Source organism: Marinitoga okinawensis, assembly GCF_055387075.1.
In genome coordinates this window covers 210,486-229,962 of sequence record NZ_AP042422.1, presented here as the reverse complement: position 1 = coordinate 229,962, position 19,477 = coordinate 210,486, and the positions used below count along the sequence as shown (strand labels likewise).

Annotated in this window: 15 protein-coding genes and 1 pseudogene; 2 read left to right on the top strand and 14 right to left on the bottom strand. The window is 26.0% G+C overall.

Features of this window, described 5'->3' with window-relative positions:
• Positions 1-4: 4 nt before the first annotated feature.
• From trxB to ACZ5CK_RS01005, 7 genes are all read right to left on the bottom strand, one after another.
• Positions 5-958, bottom strand: a complete 954-nt coding sequence (gene trxB / locus ACZ5CK_RS01035; protein WP_464582058.1) for a thioredoxin-disulfide reductase — start codon at positions 956-958, stop codon at positions 5-7.
• 3 nt (positions 959-961) lie between these two features.
• Positions 962-1,639, bottom strand: coding sequence for a protein disulfide oxidoreductase (gene pdo, locus ACZ5CK_RS01030; protein WP_464582057.1), 678 nt, complete (start codon positions 1,637-1,639; stop codon positions 962-964).
• 18 nt (positions 1,640-1,657) lie between these two features.
• The gene (locus tag ACZ5CK_RS01025; protein ID WP_464582056.1) at positions 1,658-2,017 is read right to left on the bottom strand and encodes a PadR family transcriptional regulator; all 360 of its coding nucleotides are present in this window, start codon (positions 2,015-2,017) and stop codon (positions 1,658-1,660) included.
• Between the two features lie 142 nt (positions 2,018-2,159).
• Positions 2,160-4,592, bottom strand: a complete 2,433-nt coding sequence (locus tag ACZ5CK_RS01020) for an HD domain-containing phosphohydrolase (protein WP_464582055.1) — start codon at positions 4,590-4,592, stop codon at positions 2,160-2,162.
• Positions 4,593-4,612: 20 nt separating this feature from the next.
• On the bottom strand, positions 4,613-6,262 hold the full coding sequence (locus ACZ5CK_RS01015) for a GGDEF domain-containing protein (protein WP_464582054.1): 1,650 nt from the start codon (positions 6,260-6,262) through the stop codon (positions 4,613-4,615).
• Between the two features lie 15 nt (positions 6,263-6,277).
• Positions 6,278-7,300 carry a dienelactone hydrolase family protein gene (locus ACZ5CK_RS01010; protein ID WP_464582053.1) on the bottom strand — a complete coding sequence of 341 codons (1,023 nt, stop codon included), beginning with the start codon at positions 7,298-7,300 and terminating at the stop codon, positions 6,278-6,280.
• Positions 7,290-8,264, bottom strand: a complete 975-nt coding sequence (locus tag ACZ5CK_RS01005) for an alpha/beta fold hydrolase (protein ID WP_464582052.1) — start codon at positions 8,262-8,264, stop codon at positions 7,290-7,292. Before ACZ5CK_RS01005 ends, ACZ5CK_RS01010 begins: the two co-directional genes overlap by 11 nt.
• Before the next feature lie 64 nt (positions 8,265-8,328).
• On the opposite strand from ACZ5CK_RS01005, the gene ACZ5CK_RS01000 reads away from it, so the two are divergent.
• Positions 8,329-9,327, top strand: coding sequence for a PIN domain-containing protein (locus ACZ5CK_RS01000; protein ID WP_464582051.1), 999 nt, complete (start codon positions 8,329-8,331; stop codon positions 9,325-9,327).
• Between the two features lie 53 nt (positions 9,328-9,380).
• Positions 9,381-10,601 (top strand): peptidase T, encoded by a 1,221-nt coding sequence (gene pepT, locus ACZ5CK_RS00995; protein WP_464582050.1) that lies wholly within the window; start codon positions 9,381-9,383, stop codon positions 10,599-10,601.
• 16 nt (positions 10,602-10,617) lie between these two features.
• Here the strand turns inward: pepT and ACZ5CK_RS00990 are convergent, their stop codons facing one another.
• The 7 genes and pseudogenes from ACZ5CK_RS00990 to ACZ5CK_RS00960 all read right to left on the bottom strand — a co-directional run bounded on the left by ACZ5CK_RS00990 (position 10,618) and on the right by ACZ5CK_RS00960 (position 19,436).
• Positions 10,618-11,274 carry an HAD family hydrolase gene (locus ACZ5CK_RS00990; protein WP_464582049.1) on the bottom strand — a complete coding sequence of 219 codons (657 nt, stop codon included), beginning with the start codon at positions 11,272-11,274 and terminating at the stop codon, positions 10,618-10,620.
• 27 nt (positions 11,275-11,301) lie between these two features.
• Entirely contained in the window at positions 11,302-12,453 is a 1,152-nt protein-coding gene (locus tag ACZ5CK_RS00985; RefSeq protein ID WP_464582048.1) for an MFS transporter, read from the bottom strand.
• A pseudogene (locus ACZ5CK_RS00980) lies at positions 12,454-14,126 on the bottom strand (phosphoenolpyruvate carboxykinase (ATP)).
• A gap of 57 nt (positions 14,127-14,183) precedes the next feature.
• Positions 14,184-15,392 carry a hypothetical protein gene (locus ACZ5CK_RS00975; protein ID WP_464582047.1) on the bottom strand — a complete coding sequence of 403 codons (1,209 nt, stop codon included), beginning with the start codon at positions 15,390-15,392 and terminating at the stop codon, positions 14,184-14,186.
• Positions 15,393-15,404: 12 nt separating this feature from the next.
• The gene (locus ACZ5CK_RS00970) at positions 15,405-16,310 is read right to left on the bottom strand and encodes a glycosyltransferase family 4 protein (protein WP_464582046.1); all 906 of its coding nucleotides are present in this window, start codon (positions 16,308-16,310) and stop codon (positions 15,405-15,407) included.
• 9 nt (positions 16,311-16,319) lie between these two features.
• Positions 16,320-18,158, bottom strand: coding sequence for a polysaccharide biosynthesis protein (locus tag ACZ5CK_RS00965; RefSeq protein ID WP_464582044.1), 1,839 nt, complete (start codon positions 18,156-18,158; stop codon positions 16,320-16,322).
• A gap of 9 nt (positions 18,159-18,167) precedes the next feature.
• Entirely contained in the window at positions 18,168-19,436 is a 1,269-nt protein-coding gene (locus ACZ5CK_RS00960) for a DegT/DnrJ/EryC1/StrS family aminotransferase (protein ID WP_464582043.1), read from the bottom strand.
• Positions 19,437-19,477: the final 41 nt, after the last annotated feature.

Below are 19,477 nucleotides of genomic sequence, written 5' to 3'. Positions count from 1 at the left end.
TTTTTTAATTAAAATATTCTCTTACTGCAAAGGATGCTGCGATAGCTCCATCTGCAGCAGCAGTTATAATTTGTCTTAATTCTTTTTGAACTACATCTCCTGCTGCAAATACACCTTTAACACTTGTTTCCATGTGTTTATCTGTAATAATATATCCATATTCATCTAATTCAATTTTATCTTTGAATAATTGAGTTACTGGTAATAATCCAACAAATATAAATACACCATCGACATCAAAATCAATAACTTCTCCTGTTTCTCTATTTTCTAAAACTAATTTATTTACCTTTTTATCCCCTTTAATTTCTTTAACAACAGAGTTCCATATAAATTTGATATTTTCTGTGTTAAACGCTTTATCTTGATATATTTTATCTGCTCTTAATTTATCTCTTCTATGAATAATATATACTTCTTTTGCTATTTTTGAAAGGTATAATGCCTCTTCTACAGCGGTATTTCCACCACCAACTACTGCAACTTTTTGATTTCTAAAGAAATGTCCATCACATGTTGCACAATATGAAACGCCTTTTCCAGCAAATTCTTTTTCACCAGGAACCCCTAATTTTCTTGGTGTTGCACCTGTTGCAATAACTATAGTTTTTGCTTTTACTATATTTCCATCATCTAAAGATATAATTTTTTCTTCTTTTGAAAAATCAACATTTATAACTTCTCCATAATAGAATTCTACACCAAATTTTTTTGCATGTTCTCCTAATTTTTCCGCTAATTCTTCACCTGTTATAGATGAAAAACCAGGATAATTTTCAACATATTCTGTTAAATTTACCTGACCACCATCTAAATCTTTTTCTATTATTAATGGTTTGATTCCACCTTGAACTGCATATATTCCAGCAGCTACACCGGCAGGTCCACCACCTATTATAACCATATCATAATATTCTTTTATACTACTTTTCTTAGATGTCCCCATATCAAAGAACATTTATTATCCCTCCACAGCCTTTAATACTTCTTCTACGAAGTTAGGTTCTGGATATGCACCAATAAATTCACCTTTAACTACCCATTCACCATTTTCAAACAATTCAATAACTGTGTGTGGAACAGAACTTACATTGTGCTTCGTTGATATTTCATAAAATTCATTTGCTTCAACCATTTCACCATTTATATTTTCATTAACCATTGCTGCTTGATGTGCAGTTAAAACAGCTCTTGGACAGTATGGACATGTTGGAGTAACAAATACTCTTAATCTCATTTTTTTATCAATAGCCTTTAATTTATTTACTGTATCTTCTGCTAATTCCACTTCACCATTTTTTGATAATAATATTAAGTCTTGTAATAATGTACTGAATTCATGCCCTGATGGAATACCGTAGAATCTTACCCCTAAGTCGCTACCATTTGAAGCCAAAATTACTGTAGCAGGTGCTAATGTTTTATCAATATCATATTCTTCAGCAATTGGTGAATTTATATCATAAACTTCAACATCAACGTTTTCTACACCATCTTTTAATTCTGTGTATAATTGTTTTGTTACATCACAATATTCGCAGTTTTCTTTTTCAAAAAATAATATTTTTACTCTACCTTTCATTTCTGACAATAAATCTTTTACTTGTTCTAATGTCTTTTCATCTAATAATTTTTCCACAAAAAACACCTCCGGTTTTTATATATTTTCTTTTGCTTTTTTTATGAAATTTTTTAATACTATTATTTGTTCTTCCATCTCTATGATGAAATTTTTTATTCTTTTTTTACCACTTTGTGTTACTTTATATATTTTTCTGGGTGGGCTGGACGATGTATCCCAATCAAACTCAATTTCTTTTCTTTTTTCTAAATCCGCCAAAGCTCTATAAACTCTACCTTTTTGACCTATACCTTCTGGAATTGTAATACCCATTTCACATAATCTATTTGATAATTCATATCCATAACTTGGCTTTTCTGCAATTAAAATAAGAAGTAGATCACATATTAACTTTCCACTTTTATTAAAAACCTTACATTTATTGGTCGGTTCCATTCTAAACCTCCATAATTACAACTAAAAAAGTCCTATTTATTATTCACATTTATATTATATACAATATGTATATATTTGTCAACCAATAAAAATGAAGACTTTGTTTTTATTATATTAAAAATTAGAACCACATCACATGGTTCTAATCAGAAAAAGTATTATATATTTTTTTAATTTCCTCTGAATATTTCTTTAATATGTCTAATAATAGAGGATTAAAATCTTTTGGAGATGTCCTATCATCACCATTTAGAATTATTTTCATAACTTCTTCATGAGACAATGCATCTTTATATGGTCTTTTGGAACGTAACGCATCATAAACATCTACAAGAGAAACTATCTGTGCTTCTATTGGTATTTGATTACCTTTTAAATTAAATGGATATCCTCCACCATTATATTTTTCATGATGATACAATGCAATTTTTAATGCTGTTTCAAAATATGGATCATTTCCCAATAATCTTTCTGCATATATTGTATGCTTTTTCATTATTTCAAATTCTTCATCAGTTAACCTGGAGTTTTTATTTAAAATTTCTAAAGGTATAAATATTTTCCCAATATCGTGTAATGGCGAAAATTCCTTTATTTCTAATATTTTATCTTCTGGTAATCCTAATTTTTGAGCTATATAATAGGACAACTCTCCAACTCTATAGATATGCTGCCCTGTAATATCATCATGAGTCTCAGCAATTAATGCTAATTTATTTGCAAAATTTAAATACGCATTTTTTACTACATCAATATTCATTTTTGAAGATAATATTGTTTTGGCAATGTTAATAAATGCTTTAAAGATTAATTTGTCATTTTCGGTAAAACTTTTTTGACTATTAATATCTATATCGAGAGCAAAACTTAATATTCTATCTTTACTAATTCCTGTTGTTGCTATCATAATTTCTTTCGTCTTCTTTATAGCTTTAAAAAATTTATTTTTTGTTTCTTCATCATCAAAAATCATATTATTATAATTACTTAATTCTTCTCCCGTAAATATTTTTAGTTCTTCACCTGTTTGAATCATATATTCTGATTTAAGTTTTAATTCTCTTAATACATTAATATCATGACCAACTGCTGAAATAAATTTCCATTCTTTACCTCGAGAAATCGATATACTTCCATAATCCGCACTATCTGATAATTTAATAGCAAATTTTAATAAATAATCAAAATATCCATACAAATCTTCAATGTTAGTACCAAGCATATTGACAATATTAATCATTTCAAATAGTTTCTCATTAATTTTTTCTAATTCTACATTATTTTTCTCCAATTTTTTCTGATATTCTATATTTTCAGTTACGTCCATCCATAATACTAATATACCTTTTTCTCCATTGTTTAAATTAATTATTGTTTTATAATCTTTAAAATAATAAGTCTTACCATCCATAATAACATCAAAAGTATTAATATAACCTTTTTTATTATATTGTATTACTTCAATATCTTCAATAACTGAATCTTCAAGTAATTTATTATTCAAACCAGAAAATATATCAAATAAATCCTTACCAATCAAATCCTTTTTTTCTATATTAAGAAATTTTGCAAATGATGTATTTACAAATCTTATCTTTTGATCTACTGTTTTTATATATATTGGATTGGGAGAAAGTTCCACAATTTCTTCTATTAAGTTTCGGGATGATTTCAATTCATTATAATTTTCTTTTAATTTTTCAAGTGTTTCATTCAGAAGATGCGTCCTTGATTTAATTTTTACTTTTAATAATTTTGAATACACATATGATAGGGAAATTATTAATACTATTAAAATTAAGCCAAAGATAATAAATGTTTTTACCCACTCAGGAGTTTCTTTTCGAACAACTGGTTCAAAATACTTATTAAACATTTTATAATAATATGAATTATTATCTTCTTTAAGTAATCTTAGTTCTTTATCTATTAAATCAAAATATTTTCCCAGGTTATTATCTTTTTTATACATTATATATCCACCAATAGATTTAAAAATCATAGATGTCTTTTTTACATTATAGAATTTTTCTTCATCAAGACCAAAAAATCTTGGTACAACACCTGCGTCAATCTTTTTTTTATCCAATAATTCAAATATTTCTTCATATGAGTCTAATTCGACAAAATTGACTTTTATTTTGAAATCATCAATAATATCTTTTATACCATTTTCTCCAGTATAAAATACATCTGTTTTCATAACACCTATTTTTAAATTTTTTAAATCAAGTATAGAATTTAGATGTAATCCTTCCCGAACATATAATACTGCCCATTCAAAAAATAGTGGCTCCTTGTTAAAATCAAATTCTTTTTCTCTCTCAGGGGTGCGAGCTAAAGGAGCAATCGCATCAATTTCACCATTTCTTAATTTTTCTATCAAATTCTTTTGAGAATCAATAACAAATTTAAGCTGAATATTATTATTATCAGCTATTTTTTTTAATATATCATTAAAAAAACCACTATTTTCATCAATAACTATAGGTGGCGCTTTATATAAACCTATGGTTATTGAAAAAATTGAAATGTTAAAAATTATAATTAATATCAAAAATATGAGTTTTTTCATAAAACCCCTTCTTTCTAAGGTTAAACAACTATTTTATTTTTCCCTTTTCTTTTTGCTATATATGCTTTTTCATCAGCATTTTTTATAAGTTCATCTATTTTAACATTTTGAGAATCTTCTATTCCTACACTAAATTTGATATTTAATTTTTCAATATTATCTTTAATTCTTTCTATTATTTTTTTAGCATCATATTTTTTTATATTTTCAAAAATTATAACAAATTCATCTCCACCATATCTATATGCTTTATCATTTGATCTAATTGAACTTTTTATTATATCAGAAAATTCTTTTAATACTTTATCACCCTTTAAATGACCATATGTATCATTTATCTTTTTAAAATCATCAAGATCTATAAGTGCTAAAGATATTAATGATTTTTTTATTTTATATTTTTTTAGATCATTATTTAATTTAGAGGAATTATATAATCCTGTTAAATGATCTGTTTCACTTAAATATACTGCCTCTTGATAATATTCTCCATGCACTAAAATCATTGAAACTATTTTTGATAATACCGATAATATTTGCATTTCTTCTTGTGTTGGTCTTAAACCATTCTCTGGACTATCACAGGATATATAACCTATTATTTCATCATTTTTATTTGTTAACAATATTATCAACAAATCTTCAGGATGCCATAAATAATCTTTATTATAAATATTATTTGCATTAATATTTTGCTCAAAAACAAAATATTCTTTATTATCTAATTTTTCACTTCCTTTAGGTATAAAATAAATATTTTCATATCTGTATTTTTCATTTAAAACTTTATGTAAAGTTTCTGAAGGTTTGATATCATTATTTTTTAATTTCTCAAAATCTTTATCGCTTATTCCAGCATATGCTACTCTCTTTAATCTATCGTTTTCATAATCTATTTCAGATATTAATACATATTTATAACCTAATTTCTTATTCAAAAAGTCAGCAACATTTTTTAATATTAATTCTTTAGATGCTTTAAGAGAATAAGATTGAAGAAGATTTGAAAACTCCACCATTATTTCATTAAATCTTTTTAATCTAATATTTTTGATTTTTTCTTCCTCTTTTTCATACATATATTTTGTTAATGAATAATAAATACCTAACAAAAATAAATTTTGATATAAAAAATATAATCTAATAATATTATTTTGGCTTATTAAATATAAATAAATACTTGGTAATGATGCAAGAAAAAATATATATTCTATACTAAATATTTTTATATCAAAATCCCAAATATCACTTAATATGGAATTTAAAATTTTTGAAAACGTTATAAATAAAAATAATTTCATATATAGATTTACATTAAAATACTTTGTAATTATATAAGCACCATAATACATTGAAAAATAAACAAGAAATTTCCTTGTTTTTTTAATATAGTTTATATTCTTATCAATTCTAAAAAATGTAATTAATGATGATAAAAGTATATATTGCGGTCCATATAAATAAGCTACAATAAATCCCGGAACATTAGAAACAAGCCTATTTTTATTTCTCCATTTTACATTTGTATTATCAGATACGAATGTAATAATAATTATGTTTAATACTTTAAAAATCTCAAATTTAAATGCTATCGGAAAAAGATATAATAAAAAAGTACTTAAAATAAAAGGTATTATTATCTTTTTAGCATATCCCTCAAATAAATTCATAATTAAGTATCCCCCTTACTTTTTTATAACCTCATCATCAAGGGCTTCATCGATTTCATCAAAAGCATATAATCTTGCTTTAATCCTTAAATCTTCTATATTAAGTAAAGATATGATATTTTTTGCTAATAAAAATTCAAACGGCAACCATGTAACATGCCCCGTTGGAATAATATAATGTTTTGCACCTTTAAATTCCTTAGCAAGCATTTTACGACTTTTTTTAGATAATGTTTTGTCAAATAACGCTTCAACAAAAGTAACTTTTTTAGGATTAATTAAATGAGCATAAGATAACGGATCTATTTTAAATAAAGGATGTATTGATTCAGAGCTTAATAATTCATTTAATGTCATTTTTTTTACTTTTTCAAATTGCTTATTATATATATCGAATATTTTATCAGGTCTATGAAGGTCATATTCATCTTTGAACCCTTTTTCTATTAATCTTAAAACAAACTTTGTAGCTGGAGAATTATATAGTATTTCAGGCAAATGTCCTCCTGTTGTCATTAATAAAAAATATTTTAACTGCGGTTCTAAAGCTTCAACTATAGTTCCAACCATTCCACCTAAACAATATCCTAATAATATATTGTCCTTTTTCCATAATCCTTTTTGTTTTAAAAAATCTATTGTGGTTAGCGTATCAACTACACCATGTTCCCAAAACTGATACATTATTTTTAAATCCGGCCATAAATAGCTTCTACCGCTTACTGAATTTTTATCTACTCTTGTGTAATTACCAGGTAATATTAATATTGTTGTATTTATACCAACACTAGCAAGTCTTCTTGCCATCCATATCATATATTTGATGTTTGCACTACCCAATCCATGTAAAATTATTGCAGAGGCTAAAACTTTATCCTTAGGCTCAAAATTATAAAGTTCTACCGTTTCTGTCCCTTCAGCCGAATTTCTATATAAGGTTTTAAAACGTATATAGTTGCATCTATAATGTCTCCCCTTGAAAATAAACCCAGAAGTATAATCTATATTTTTCTTTTCATAAGAAAAATTAATTTTCATCTTTAATCAATCCCCTTATAAAACTTACAGTCTTATTTAAGATTTTAATTGTTTGAATATCATTATTTTCAAATTCAAAAGCGTGATCTCCTGTTTTATGTACTAACAATTTAATTTTAACACCTTTTTCTTTTAATTTCTTAAACAATTCTATTGAAGAAGAAAAGGGAACTGTTTTATCCTTTTTTCCATGAACAAGTAGAACAGGTCCCATATCTTCATTTATCCAAAATATCGGTGAGAAGTATAAATACTCACCTTCTTTATTAGGAGTAGGAAAACCTTTTAAAGTAGTTGCTGTAGCAACTTTAGCAAAAATAGATTTTACATCTTTATCAAATAAATGCTTTAGATTCGCCGGTGTATAATAGGCTACAATACCCTTTATACCTTCTATATTTTTTTTATTCTTTACAAAAGTATTATATGAATAGTATAATAGTGATAAATGACCACCTGCAGATAATCCCATTAAAACTATGTTTTTTTTATCTAATTTTAGCTCATCAGAATGTTCTTTAATATAAGTTAATGCATCTGTATAATCAGAAAGTATTTCATTCATGGTATGAGAAATACCAAGCCTATAATCTATAGAAACTACAGCAAAGCCTTTTGAAGCTAAAAATTTACACCACGAAACATTATTTCTTTGATTTCTAAATCCTAAAACCCAACCTCCACCATGTGCAAAAAAAACTATTGGATACTTTTCTTTATGATATTTGGGATTTTTAGGATAGTATATATCAAGTTTTAATTCTCTTTTCTCTATTTTTTTATATGTGTATGTATATGGGCCATAAAAGTCTTTTGCTTCTATTGGTAACTTTCTAAATAAAAGATTTAATAGATATATAAAAAGCCATAACAAAAAACCATAAGCTAATACTATCCAACCCCATATGACAGAAAAAATTAATACAATTATAGCATATATTTTTTTAAAATTTTCTTTTTTCATTTTATCACCTATCTTTTTATTATCATATTAATTATACACCAAAATTATTAAAGGAGTAGATACTATGAGCTTTGGAAAAATTCTAAAAATAATTGAAGAAAAAGATTTTATAGAACATAACAAAAAAATAAGAAGTGAAATATCAAAAGTTAATAAGTGGCTATTAAAACCAAGAGAACTAAACAAAAGGAAAATGCTAACAATATTTAAATTCTTAAGTAAAAATGCAGAAAGAAAAATATTAAAAAAGCATTTAAATGATTTACAATTTTTACTTATACATATAGTTGAAAAACCTAAAGAAAATAGAATAAATGATTTAAAAAAGTATTATAGTTTAACAGATGATGATGCTAATATGATCAAATTCTTAATGTATCCTGATAAATTCCCACCTGGTGGTTATGAAGAAAAACTAAAAAAATATGGAATAGAATTATATTCTCCAAGGGTAATTTTTAAAAAACTACCTTTTAAAGATTATATTGATTTATACTCATTAATGACATATGTTCCACTTGATGAAAAAAATCCATTTATACAAAATCTATTGGATGAAATATTAAAAATAGATCCTATTGATGATAAGGTAAGCTATTTTAAAAAAATAGTTGAGATTTATAAAAGTTTAAGTGAATTTGAAAAACATTTATTGAATATTCAATTAAAAAATTTTTCTTATTATCATTATAAATTATTTAACCCGAACTCTATTAAAGGATTAGTAATTGATGGTAGTAATGTGGTGAGATATGAAAATAAAAATTCTTTGCAATTTTTAACAGAAATGTTAGATAATATGTTTTTAGGAAGAATAGCATTTTTTCCTATTCATATCGTTTTTGATAACAATATTGAATATTTTTTAAATGAGGAAGATAAAAGAATATTAAAAGTATTATCTGAAAAGAAAAGGGTATATTTTAACTCACCAGCAGACGAATTAATTATGTATATTTCCAATAAATATGACTATTATATATTATCAAATGATAACTTTAAAGAATATAACGTAGATAAGAATAAATTACTTAAAATAGAAGATTTTAGATTTGACAATTAACATATCAAATGATATATTTATTATGGATATAATATTTTGAAAGGAGAGTTATTATGAAAAAAGTCTATGAAAGATTTATTGAATATACTAAATTTTATACAACTTCTAATGAAGAATCAGAATCTTGCCCTTCAACCCCAGAACAATTAATTTTTGCAAAATATTTAAAAGAAGAGTTAGAAAATATTGGTATGAAAAATGTGGAATTAGACGAAAATGGGTATGTATATGCAACACTTCCCTCTAATGTCGATAATGATGTACCAACAATTGGATTTATATCTCATATGGACACAGCACCAGCATTAACTGGAAAAGATGTAAAAGCGAGGATTATAAAGTATGAAGGTGGAGATATTATATTAAATAAAGAAAAAAATATAATATTATCCCCAAAAGATTTTCCAACGTTAAACAATTATGTTGGTCAAGAAATTATCGTTACTGATGGAAATACTTTATTAGGCGCTGATGATAAAGCTGGTATTGCCGAAATAATAACAGCCATGGAATATTTAATTGAACATCCAGAAATCAAACATGGAACAATTAAAGTTGGTTTTACGCCTGATGAGGAAATTGGTAGAGGTGCAGATAAATTTAACGTAGAAAAATTTGGAGCAGATTTTGCATATACTGTAGATGGCGGTGAAATTGGAGAATTAGAAGCAGAGAATTTTAATGCTGCAACTGCTACTTTCACTATTCATGGAAAAAGTATTCACCCGGGAACAGCTAAGGATAAAATGATTAATGCTGCGTTAATTGCTGCGGAATTAGCAATGATGTTTCCAGAAGCTCAAACACCACAACACACTGAAAAATACGAAGGATTTTTTCATGTAGTACATATTTCCGGAAATTGTGATAATGCTAAATTAGTTATGATTGTAAGGGATCACGATAAAACATTATTTGAGAATAAAAAGTGGTTATGTGAAAAAAATGCAGAATTGTTAAATCGAAAATATGGTCAAGGAACAATTGAATTAGAATTAAAGGATAGTTATTATAATATGAAAGAAAAAATAGATCCTAAAATAGTAGAAATAGCTAAAGAAGCTATGGAAAATATTGGTGTTAAGCCAATAATAAAAGCTATAAGAGGCGGAACAGACGGAGCAAGATTATCTTATATGGGATTGCCTTGCCCAAATATCTTTACTGGTGGTCATAATTTTCATGGAAGATATGAATATATTCCTATTCCATCTATGGAAAAAGCTGTTGAAACAATATTAGAAATAATAAAATTAGTAGCTGAAAAAAAATAGAATGGCTTTAGCCATTCTATTTTTTTATAATTCTCCAATTTCTCTTTTTAGCTATTCTTTTTAATCTAAAATCCGGCGCTACACAAACTGGATTACCTACTTCTTCTAAAAGAGGTAAATCAGATATTGAATCACTATAAAAATATGCATCTTTTAAATCAAAATTATGGTCTTTGCACAATTTTTCAGCTTCTTTTACTTTATTTTCTTCATACATGTAAATTCCCATTTCTCCAGTAATAATTCCGTCTTTTATAATTGTTCTAGTACAAATAGCATCATCAAAATTTAAATATTCTGCTACTGGCATAACTATAGAATCAGGAGATGCTGATATTATTACAAGATAAGCATTTCTGCTCCTATGATATTCTATTTCTTTTTTCATACTTTCTCTAATATGATATTTACCATCTTCCTCAAACCATTGTTTTGCAAAACCAAATGCTTCTTCGGCACTTTGACCTGCGTATTGCATAGCTGTATCTCTCATCATTTTTTCCATATCTTTTATTGCAAATCCCAATTTATAGAATAGAGTAAATAAACCCATTCGGTAATATTTCCACCACGTAAATTTACCGTATTTTATTTCATATTTATAATATAACTGTGGACTATATTTATCTAATAATGTTTTATCTAAATCAAAAAAAGCTACATAATCCTTCATATTTACCCCCAATAAAATTTTATTTTATTATATCATATTTTTCTTATGTATTGTAAAAATGGTCAAAAAGATACCTAATATTCCAAATATCCATAAACTATTAAAAATAAATCCAACATTATTTCCAAAGAAAAAGGAATATATTGTTATTAAAACATTACCCGCTGCTCTTGTTACACCCATAAGTGCCCCGGAAGCAAAACTTTTATTATCTGGTAATAATTGCTGTGCATAATGTACGTTTACAGACATTGTTAAAAACATAAACGCATCTGCCAAAATATAGGATATTGCTAACATCCATATATTTTGTGATATAGAAAATAAAAATACTAAAATTGAAAAAGCAGAAAAATATATTAAGTTAACAACTTTTACATTAGTTTTTTCCTCTAATTTAGATCCTAATAAATTAGAAACTGCACCGGCCAAAAAGCCCAATGTTACTAAAAGTCCCCCTATAGTTAAATCATATCCTAACATTCTTGATTTTATAGGAACATATGATCGAAACATAATACTTATAAACGCCCTATATGTTGTTAAAAACCATATTGGTGCAATATATTTAAATCCTTTAAAACTTTCAAAAAAACTTGCTCTTTTCTTTTTTGGTTGCAAATATTTATGGCTTTTGAAAAATCTATATGCAAAAAAGAATAAAATAGTATATATTATTATCCCTATTATTCCTATATACATAGCATTTTTTAAATCATAATGAGTTACAAAATAAGTTATGAATACAGGTCCTAACGCATATCCAAATGTTCCTCCAACCATAAAAATAGCTAAAGTTGTACTTTTTTCTTTTCCAATAGTCCCACTAATTCCCGCTCCTAATGGCTCTTGTGCCGAACTTCCCATATAACCTATTAAAAATATTATAAAAAGTAACCAAATATTTTTTACATATCCCAAAAAGATTATAGGAATCATTGTTATTAATACTGATACGTATAAAAACTCAAGCTTTTTATTTGATTTATCTGCAATATATCCAAAAAATATCTGACTAAAAGAAGACAATAGCGTCAGAATTGACGCCATCATCACAAATATTTTTGGTTCATTTATATTAAAATATTCCATAAAAAAAGGTATTAGTGGTTTAAAATATGATTTAAAAAAACTTGTAAAAAAGTTAGTAAAAGTTATATATAATGCTAAAGGTTCCATTTATCCCTCCAATATTTCTTTTTTATTATTTTCACATATGTTTATAATATTTTCTATAGATTCTGAACATTCTGAAGGTAATTTGTCAAATCCACCTCTTTCAATCTCTCGAGATTTTATAAATTCAAGTCTCCTTTTCATTGAATTTATAAAATTATTTATATATTCTTTATCTTCCATATTTGGAATGAATCCTTCAATGTCCATTATATCAATACCATTTGCCCATTTTTCAAATTCTGCTTTTCCCTCGACAACAGATTCTATAGCAGATAATGTTATTTCTTTAGTTATTTTTTTATCTATAAAATGACCTGTATTTAATATATAGCATTCTACACCTTTTTCAAATAATTTTTTAAAACTATAATAATCCTCTGCCAATGGATATGTTCTAAATGGATTAGCATAAGGTTCAAAAACTAAAGCATCTGGATCTACACCTTCAGCTAATTTTTCTGCTGATGTTCTTTTTGTAGCTAATGTTGCGCACCTAATGTCGATGCTAATATTGGATCATTAACCTTTACAATAGGAGGTAAGATTGGATCTTTCATTAACCAGAATATGGCATTAATCGGTTCTTCAACCTTATAAGCTCTATTTGGCGACCACAATTTTGACTTTAAAGCTCTTCCATTTCCATTTCTAATGTCTTCAGTAACTGGAATAACCCTTCCTTCTTCGTCAAGAGTAGCACCACAGTTCTGTATTGTCAATAAATATTTATTATCCTCTGAATTCACAGGATAATCTGCTGTTTTATCAAAATATGACGGTTCTAAAGATATTGTAGATCCATCTGCCATAGAAATAATAAATGCGTCATCATGCAATACCGTTATATCATATTTACCATTATGTTTTGCATGAGTTAATGTGGATTTCCCCGAACCTGACAATCCAAAAAATGCAGCTACAAAGTTTTCATTATCCTTTAAAGTATATTTTTTCAAACCTCCGTGGCATGATGCATATCCATTTCTATTAGCTGTTCCCCATCCTAATGTTAACGTTCCTTTTTTAAATTCTCCAAAATACCTCATGCCCAAAATTGCTGCACAATTATGCTGTGGATCAAAAAATGATAATCCTAATGGAAAATCTGGATGTTTCCAATCAGGATCTGAGAATATATAAATATCTCCTTCATTTAATACTCTTGATTTTTCATATATCCTTACAAAGTCAACAGTAAATGGTTGGAAATTTAATAACCAATTATATAAAATATTTTCATGCCCTTCTGGAATCAATAAATGATTTTTTACTATAAAATCTTCATGTAATCCAGTAAAAGAAATTGCATGATACATTTTTTTATATCTTGTATTATAAATCGCTTCTCTTATAATCTCTGCATATCTATTTTCATCAACACCCGGTTCTCCAACAATTCTTCTTCCTGCAGCATATCTTCCAGTAACTGCACCATCATTAAATATTAATATTTTTGTTCCTTCATCAAGAGCTAATAATTCAGGCTTATAAACATTAATATCCGTAACTATTGTTCCAGGTGAATTCTTTGCTAATTTGTATGCTTCTTTAGGTGAATCAACTTTTATAACATTATTACGATAAAATGCTGTTTCAATAGTCGTTCTTATTCTTGAAAAAAGTGGATTTGTATACGAAATTTCATCTTTTGTAAAATAACTTTTAGTTGCCATCACCATTACCTCCCACATGTAAATTCAAAAAAACAAACCCAGAATTCTCTGGGTTTATTATATTATTTGATTAAGATTTTTTCCTAATTTATTCATTATTTTTTTATACCATTTTTTATAATCCATTATAATCGCCTCATCAGAACTTTTTAAATACTCATCTAATATTTTATCTACCTTTATATGATTAAAATCTTTTTTTAATCTTTCTTTTAGTTCATAAATTGTTTCTATTCCATATATTAAAATCAAACTTTTTAACAATTTTTCTTCCCTTTTATCTTCACTCTCTTCCAAAAACTTTTTGTTAAATACTTCATAACTTTTTTGAATTTCAGAATAAATGCTGTCCAATTTTTCTTCTCTTGTTAAAATATAATCATTTTCTGTTTCTTCAACATCCTCTAACATATTTTTTATTTCTTCTTCAATTTCATCTATTATTTCCCATAATGTTTCATTATCTTCTGTATCATCATTATCATCGTCCATAAAAATTTCTATATCTATATCATTATTTTCATCTTGACTTTTATTCTTTCTCATTTCTCCTATAAAATTGGTAAAAGCTTTTAAAGATTCTTCCGAACTACTTAATCCCAGATTTTTTTCTATTTTACTGATATTATATAATTGAAAAATATTATCTTCTATATTTTTTAATTCGTTATATCCAACAATCTTTATTCTTTCTGAAATATGTTTTAAAAACTTTTCTTGATTAATTATTTCTGGTAATACATTTAATCTAAATTTATTAAATTCATCAATCATATTTTTATAAAATTTTTTAATTTCAGTCATTGTAGTTTTTATATTAATATCAAAAATGCTCTGATAATCATATCTTGAAAATATGAAATGATGTTCATAATATCTACCAGATTTATTTATATATATTGCTGAAAAATCAACACTTTCATTTATAGTATAAACCATCAATTCTTGACTAATTATATTTTCAGTCAACATTAAAGAATCTGTAGAAAGGAACGAAAACATATTTTTCATTTTATTACTAAAATATTTATTCAACCTAAATATAGTTAATAGTGTTGGTGTGTATTCCATTTCAACATCTATAATATTTTCCACTTCAACGCCAAATTCATGAGGAGTCCATATAAAATCTCCCGTTTTTGCTTTTATTTCAAATATATATTTTTCTTCCACATCGTCATCTAATGAATCAGCAAACCAAAATTTTTTTATCATCTTAGGTTCTAATTCAAAAAATGAACCGTCTATACCTTTTAATAAGGCCATATTATACCTCCATCAATTATAGGAATACAATTTTAAATATATTCCTAAAAATAAAAATTCTATTAATGCTAAACTCAATCCTAAATAAGGATAATCCCAACTAATAATACCAATTATACCAAATAAAAATGAAAATATATATGTCATCATTGCTGTTTTTTTAATAGATAGATTATATTTCTTTTTTATTTTATCATATAAATGATCTCTATCTCCTGAAAATGGCGATCTATTATTTAATACCCTTCTTAAAAAACTAAAAAATAAATCTGTATAAAATAATGCTGATACTATAACAGATATAGAAAATCCACCAAACCCATGATTATTTGTCATAATAGTAGTTAAATAAAAAATTGTATATCCCAAAAAATAAGAACCAGCATCACCAAGAAATATTTTTGCAGGATGAAAATTGAAAACTAAAAAACCTATAATAGCCATTACAATATAAATAAAAGTAAAATGTTTTGATATTATACTTAAAAATAAAATTACAAATAACGCATTACCTCCACAAATTCCATCCATACCATCTATCATATTCACAGCGTTAATTAGAGAAACGCCGAGTATTATAAGTATCAAAAAATATACAATACCTAATGAATTATAAAATGGAATTAATGTAATTATTATTACCAAAAACTCAATTACCAGTCTTATTTTAGGAGAAATATTTTTAACATCATCTAACAAACCTAAAAACATCATTATAGATGAAAATATAACAAACTTCAAATCATCTATAAAAAATATACTTGATAAATATATCGCTACTCCTCCAAGATACGGTGTAGCCTTCTCATGAATTTTTAAACTTTCATCAGGTTTATCAACTATACCCATTTTCTTTGCAAATGGTATCATGAAATATGTTAAAACCGTTGATAATAATAGGATTACAATGTATGTCATGCTACACCTCTAATATGCTATATCTTTTTTTATCTCTGATGAACCTTCAGGAATATACTCTTTTATAATTTTATTCATTAAATCAAAATCATTTTTCTCAAAAGCTATAATGATATTATCTATAAGTTTCTTTAATTCTTCGTTACTTAATATGTTATTTTCTTTAAGAATAAATATTCTTTTGTTTTCTGTCTTTATAAATTCTTCAGAATCTAAAAATAATTCTTCATATAATTTTTCTCCTAGTCTAACACCTGTATATACTATTTTTATATCTTGATCTGGTATATATCCAGATAATCTAATCATTTCTCTGGCCAAATTATCAATAGATACTGGTTCTCCCATATTCAAAACAAATACTTCACCATTATTAGCAAAAGAACCTGCTTGTAATACAAGAGCTACTGCTTCTGGAATAGTCATAAAATATCTTTTCATCCGTGGATCTGTTACAGTTACAGGACCACCTTTTTTTATTTGTTCTTTAAAAATAGGAACAACACTTCCTCTACTGCCTAATACATTTCCAAATCTAACAATACCATATTTTGTTTTAGAATTTTGTGCAATAGATCTAATTATTATTTCACCAAGTCTTTTAGAACTTCCCATTATAGAAGTTGGATTTATTGCTTTATCTGTAGAAATAAAAATAAATCTTTCAACATTATATTCATGAGATATTTTCGCTAATATATAGGTTCCATATGAATTAACTCTAAATGCTTCAGAAGGGTTATTTTCCATCAAAGGAACATGTTTATGTGCAGCAGCATGAAAAACTACATCAGGAGAAAATTTATTAAATATTGCTCTAATTCTTTTTTCATTAGTTACATCACTAATAATTTGGATTATGTTTAAATTCGGGAATTTTTCTTTTAATTCCTTATTTATATTAAATATACTATTTTCTCCACGTCCTAATAACAATATTTCCTTAAGATTTAATGCCGCAATTTGACGACAAATTTCAGATCCTATACTACCTCCTGCTCCTGTAACCAAAACTTTTTTATTTGATATATAATATTTTATTTCATCAAGATTCACCTTTACTTCTTTTCTTCCTAATAAATCTTCTATATTAACATCTCTTAAAAAACCTAATGAAACTTTATTATTTAAAATTTCAAAAATACCCGGTAATGTCTTTACTCTAACTTTTTTTGTATCTATTTTATCCACAATATTTTTTAATTGTTCTGAAGTTGCTGAAGGTATTGCTATTATAACTTCATTTATTTTTAAACTTTCAACATAATCCATAACTTTAGACGTTTTATCTAAAATTTTTATATCTCTAATTTTTCTACCAATCTTAGTTTCATCATCATCAAGAAAACCTACAACATATCCGTATGCAGGATGTCTTAAATATTCATCTAACAATTCAACTCCAGCTTCACCTGCTCCTATTATTAAAATTCTTTTATTATCTGGAAGTTTATTAACTGCCTTATTTTTAGAAAACCACCATACTCTACTAAATATAATTAATATAGCTCCTAATAATGATGCCATAAATCCTACAGATATCGGAATAGCTAAATTATGTATCCAAATTCTTCTTATCCCTTCTATAATAAAAAAGTTTAAAATATACCCTAAAAATGAAGAATAGATTATTGGTTTAATTTCTTTTAAAGTAGCAAAACGCCATACATGATCATATATTCTATTATAATACATTACTAATACCATAATTACTGGAAAAATAATTACAGGAGGAACATACTTTTGCATTTCTATAAAATCTGTTTGAAACCTAAAAAATAGAGCTATAAAATAGCTCAATAAAAAGAAAATATAATCTATTATTATCAATTCTATTTTTCTTTTCATAATTTCCTCCTATTTTTCAAATTCATCTAAAATTTTTTGTATAGTTTTAACTACATATTCCTGTTCTTCAAATTTTATATCTGTATAAAAAGGAATAGCTATAGTTAGAGAGGATATTAGCTCTGTAACAGGATAATCCCCTTCTTCATAACCATATAATTCTCTATAAAACTTCTGTAAATGAACAGGTGAAAAATAATTTTTTGATTGAACGCCTCTTTTATTTAATTCTTCAATTATAGCATAAGTTACTTTTTTGATTTTATTTAAAAGATTTTTCCAATTATCTCTTTCTTGCTCTGAAATATATAATGGTAAATTAAAATTTATTATATCTTCAGGAATTTTCACAAATTTATCTATCCAATTTAAAGATAATCTAATAACAAACACAAACCAACTCATATTTGTTGTATATTCTTCTATTTTTGGTAATACTATCTTTTCATCATTTTTAAATAAATCAAAATAATTTTGAGCTACATTATTTCTTTTTTTAAGTATATATTCTAATCTTTGCATTTGTACATAACCTAATCCTGCTGATAATTCATCCATACGATAATTATAACCTAGTCTCACATGTTCAAGCCATTCATTAGAATCTCCTCTCCCCTGATTAGCCATAGACCGGGATAGTTTCGCTATTTCATCATCATTAGTAATTATCACTCCACCTTCACCAGTAGTTATTTGTTTATTGGGATAAAATGCAAAAGTACCAGCTTCACCAAATGTTCCAACATATTTATTTTTATATTCAGAACCAATTGCTTCACATGAATCTTCAATTATTTTCCATTTATTTTCATTACATATTGCTATAGCTTTATCCCAATCAATAGGTTGTCCAAATATATCAACGCCCATAAAAAAACGAATATCTTTTAATTTATTTATTCTCTTAAATAATGGGTGATTTGTATCATTTAAACTCTTTTTTATTTTATTTAAATCAATATTATAATTGAAAGGATCTATATCAATAAAAATCGGATGCGCATTTTCAAACAAAGCAACATTTGACGAAGATATAAATGTAAATGGAGTAACTATCATACCGTCATTTTCCTTAACATCTAAAGCTCTTAAAATCAAATGCAGTGCTGATGTTCCACTATTTACAGCAACCGCATGTTTAACTTTAAAGTATCCTTTTATCTTATCTTCAAATCTCTTTATATATGGACCCAAAGCTAATCTTTTAGAATTAAATATTTCTTCTATTATTTTTTTCTCTTTTTCAGTTAAGCTTGCAGAAGATAGAGATATGTTCATAAATAGCCCCCTTATCAAAAACAAGCTCGCAAATGCGAGCT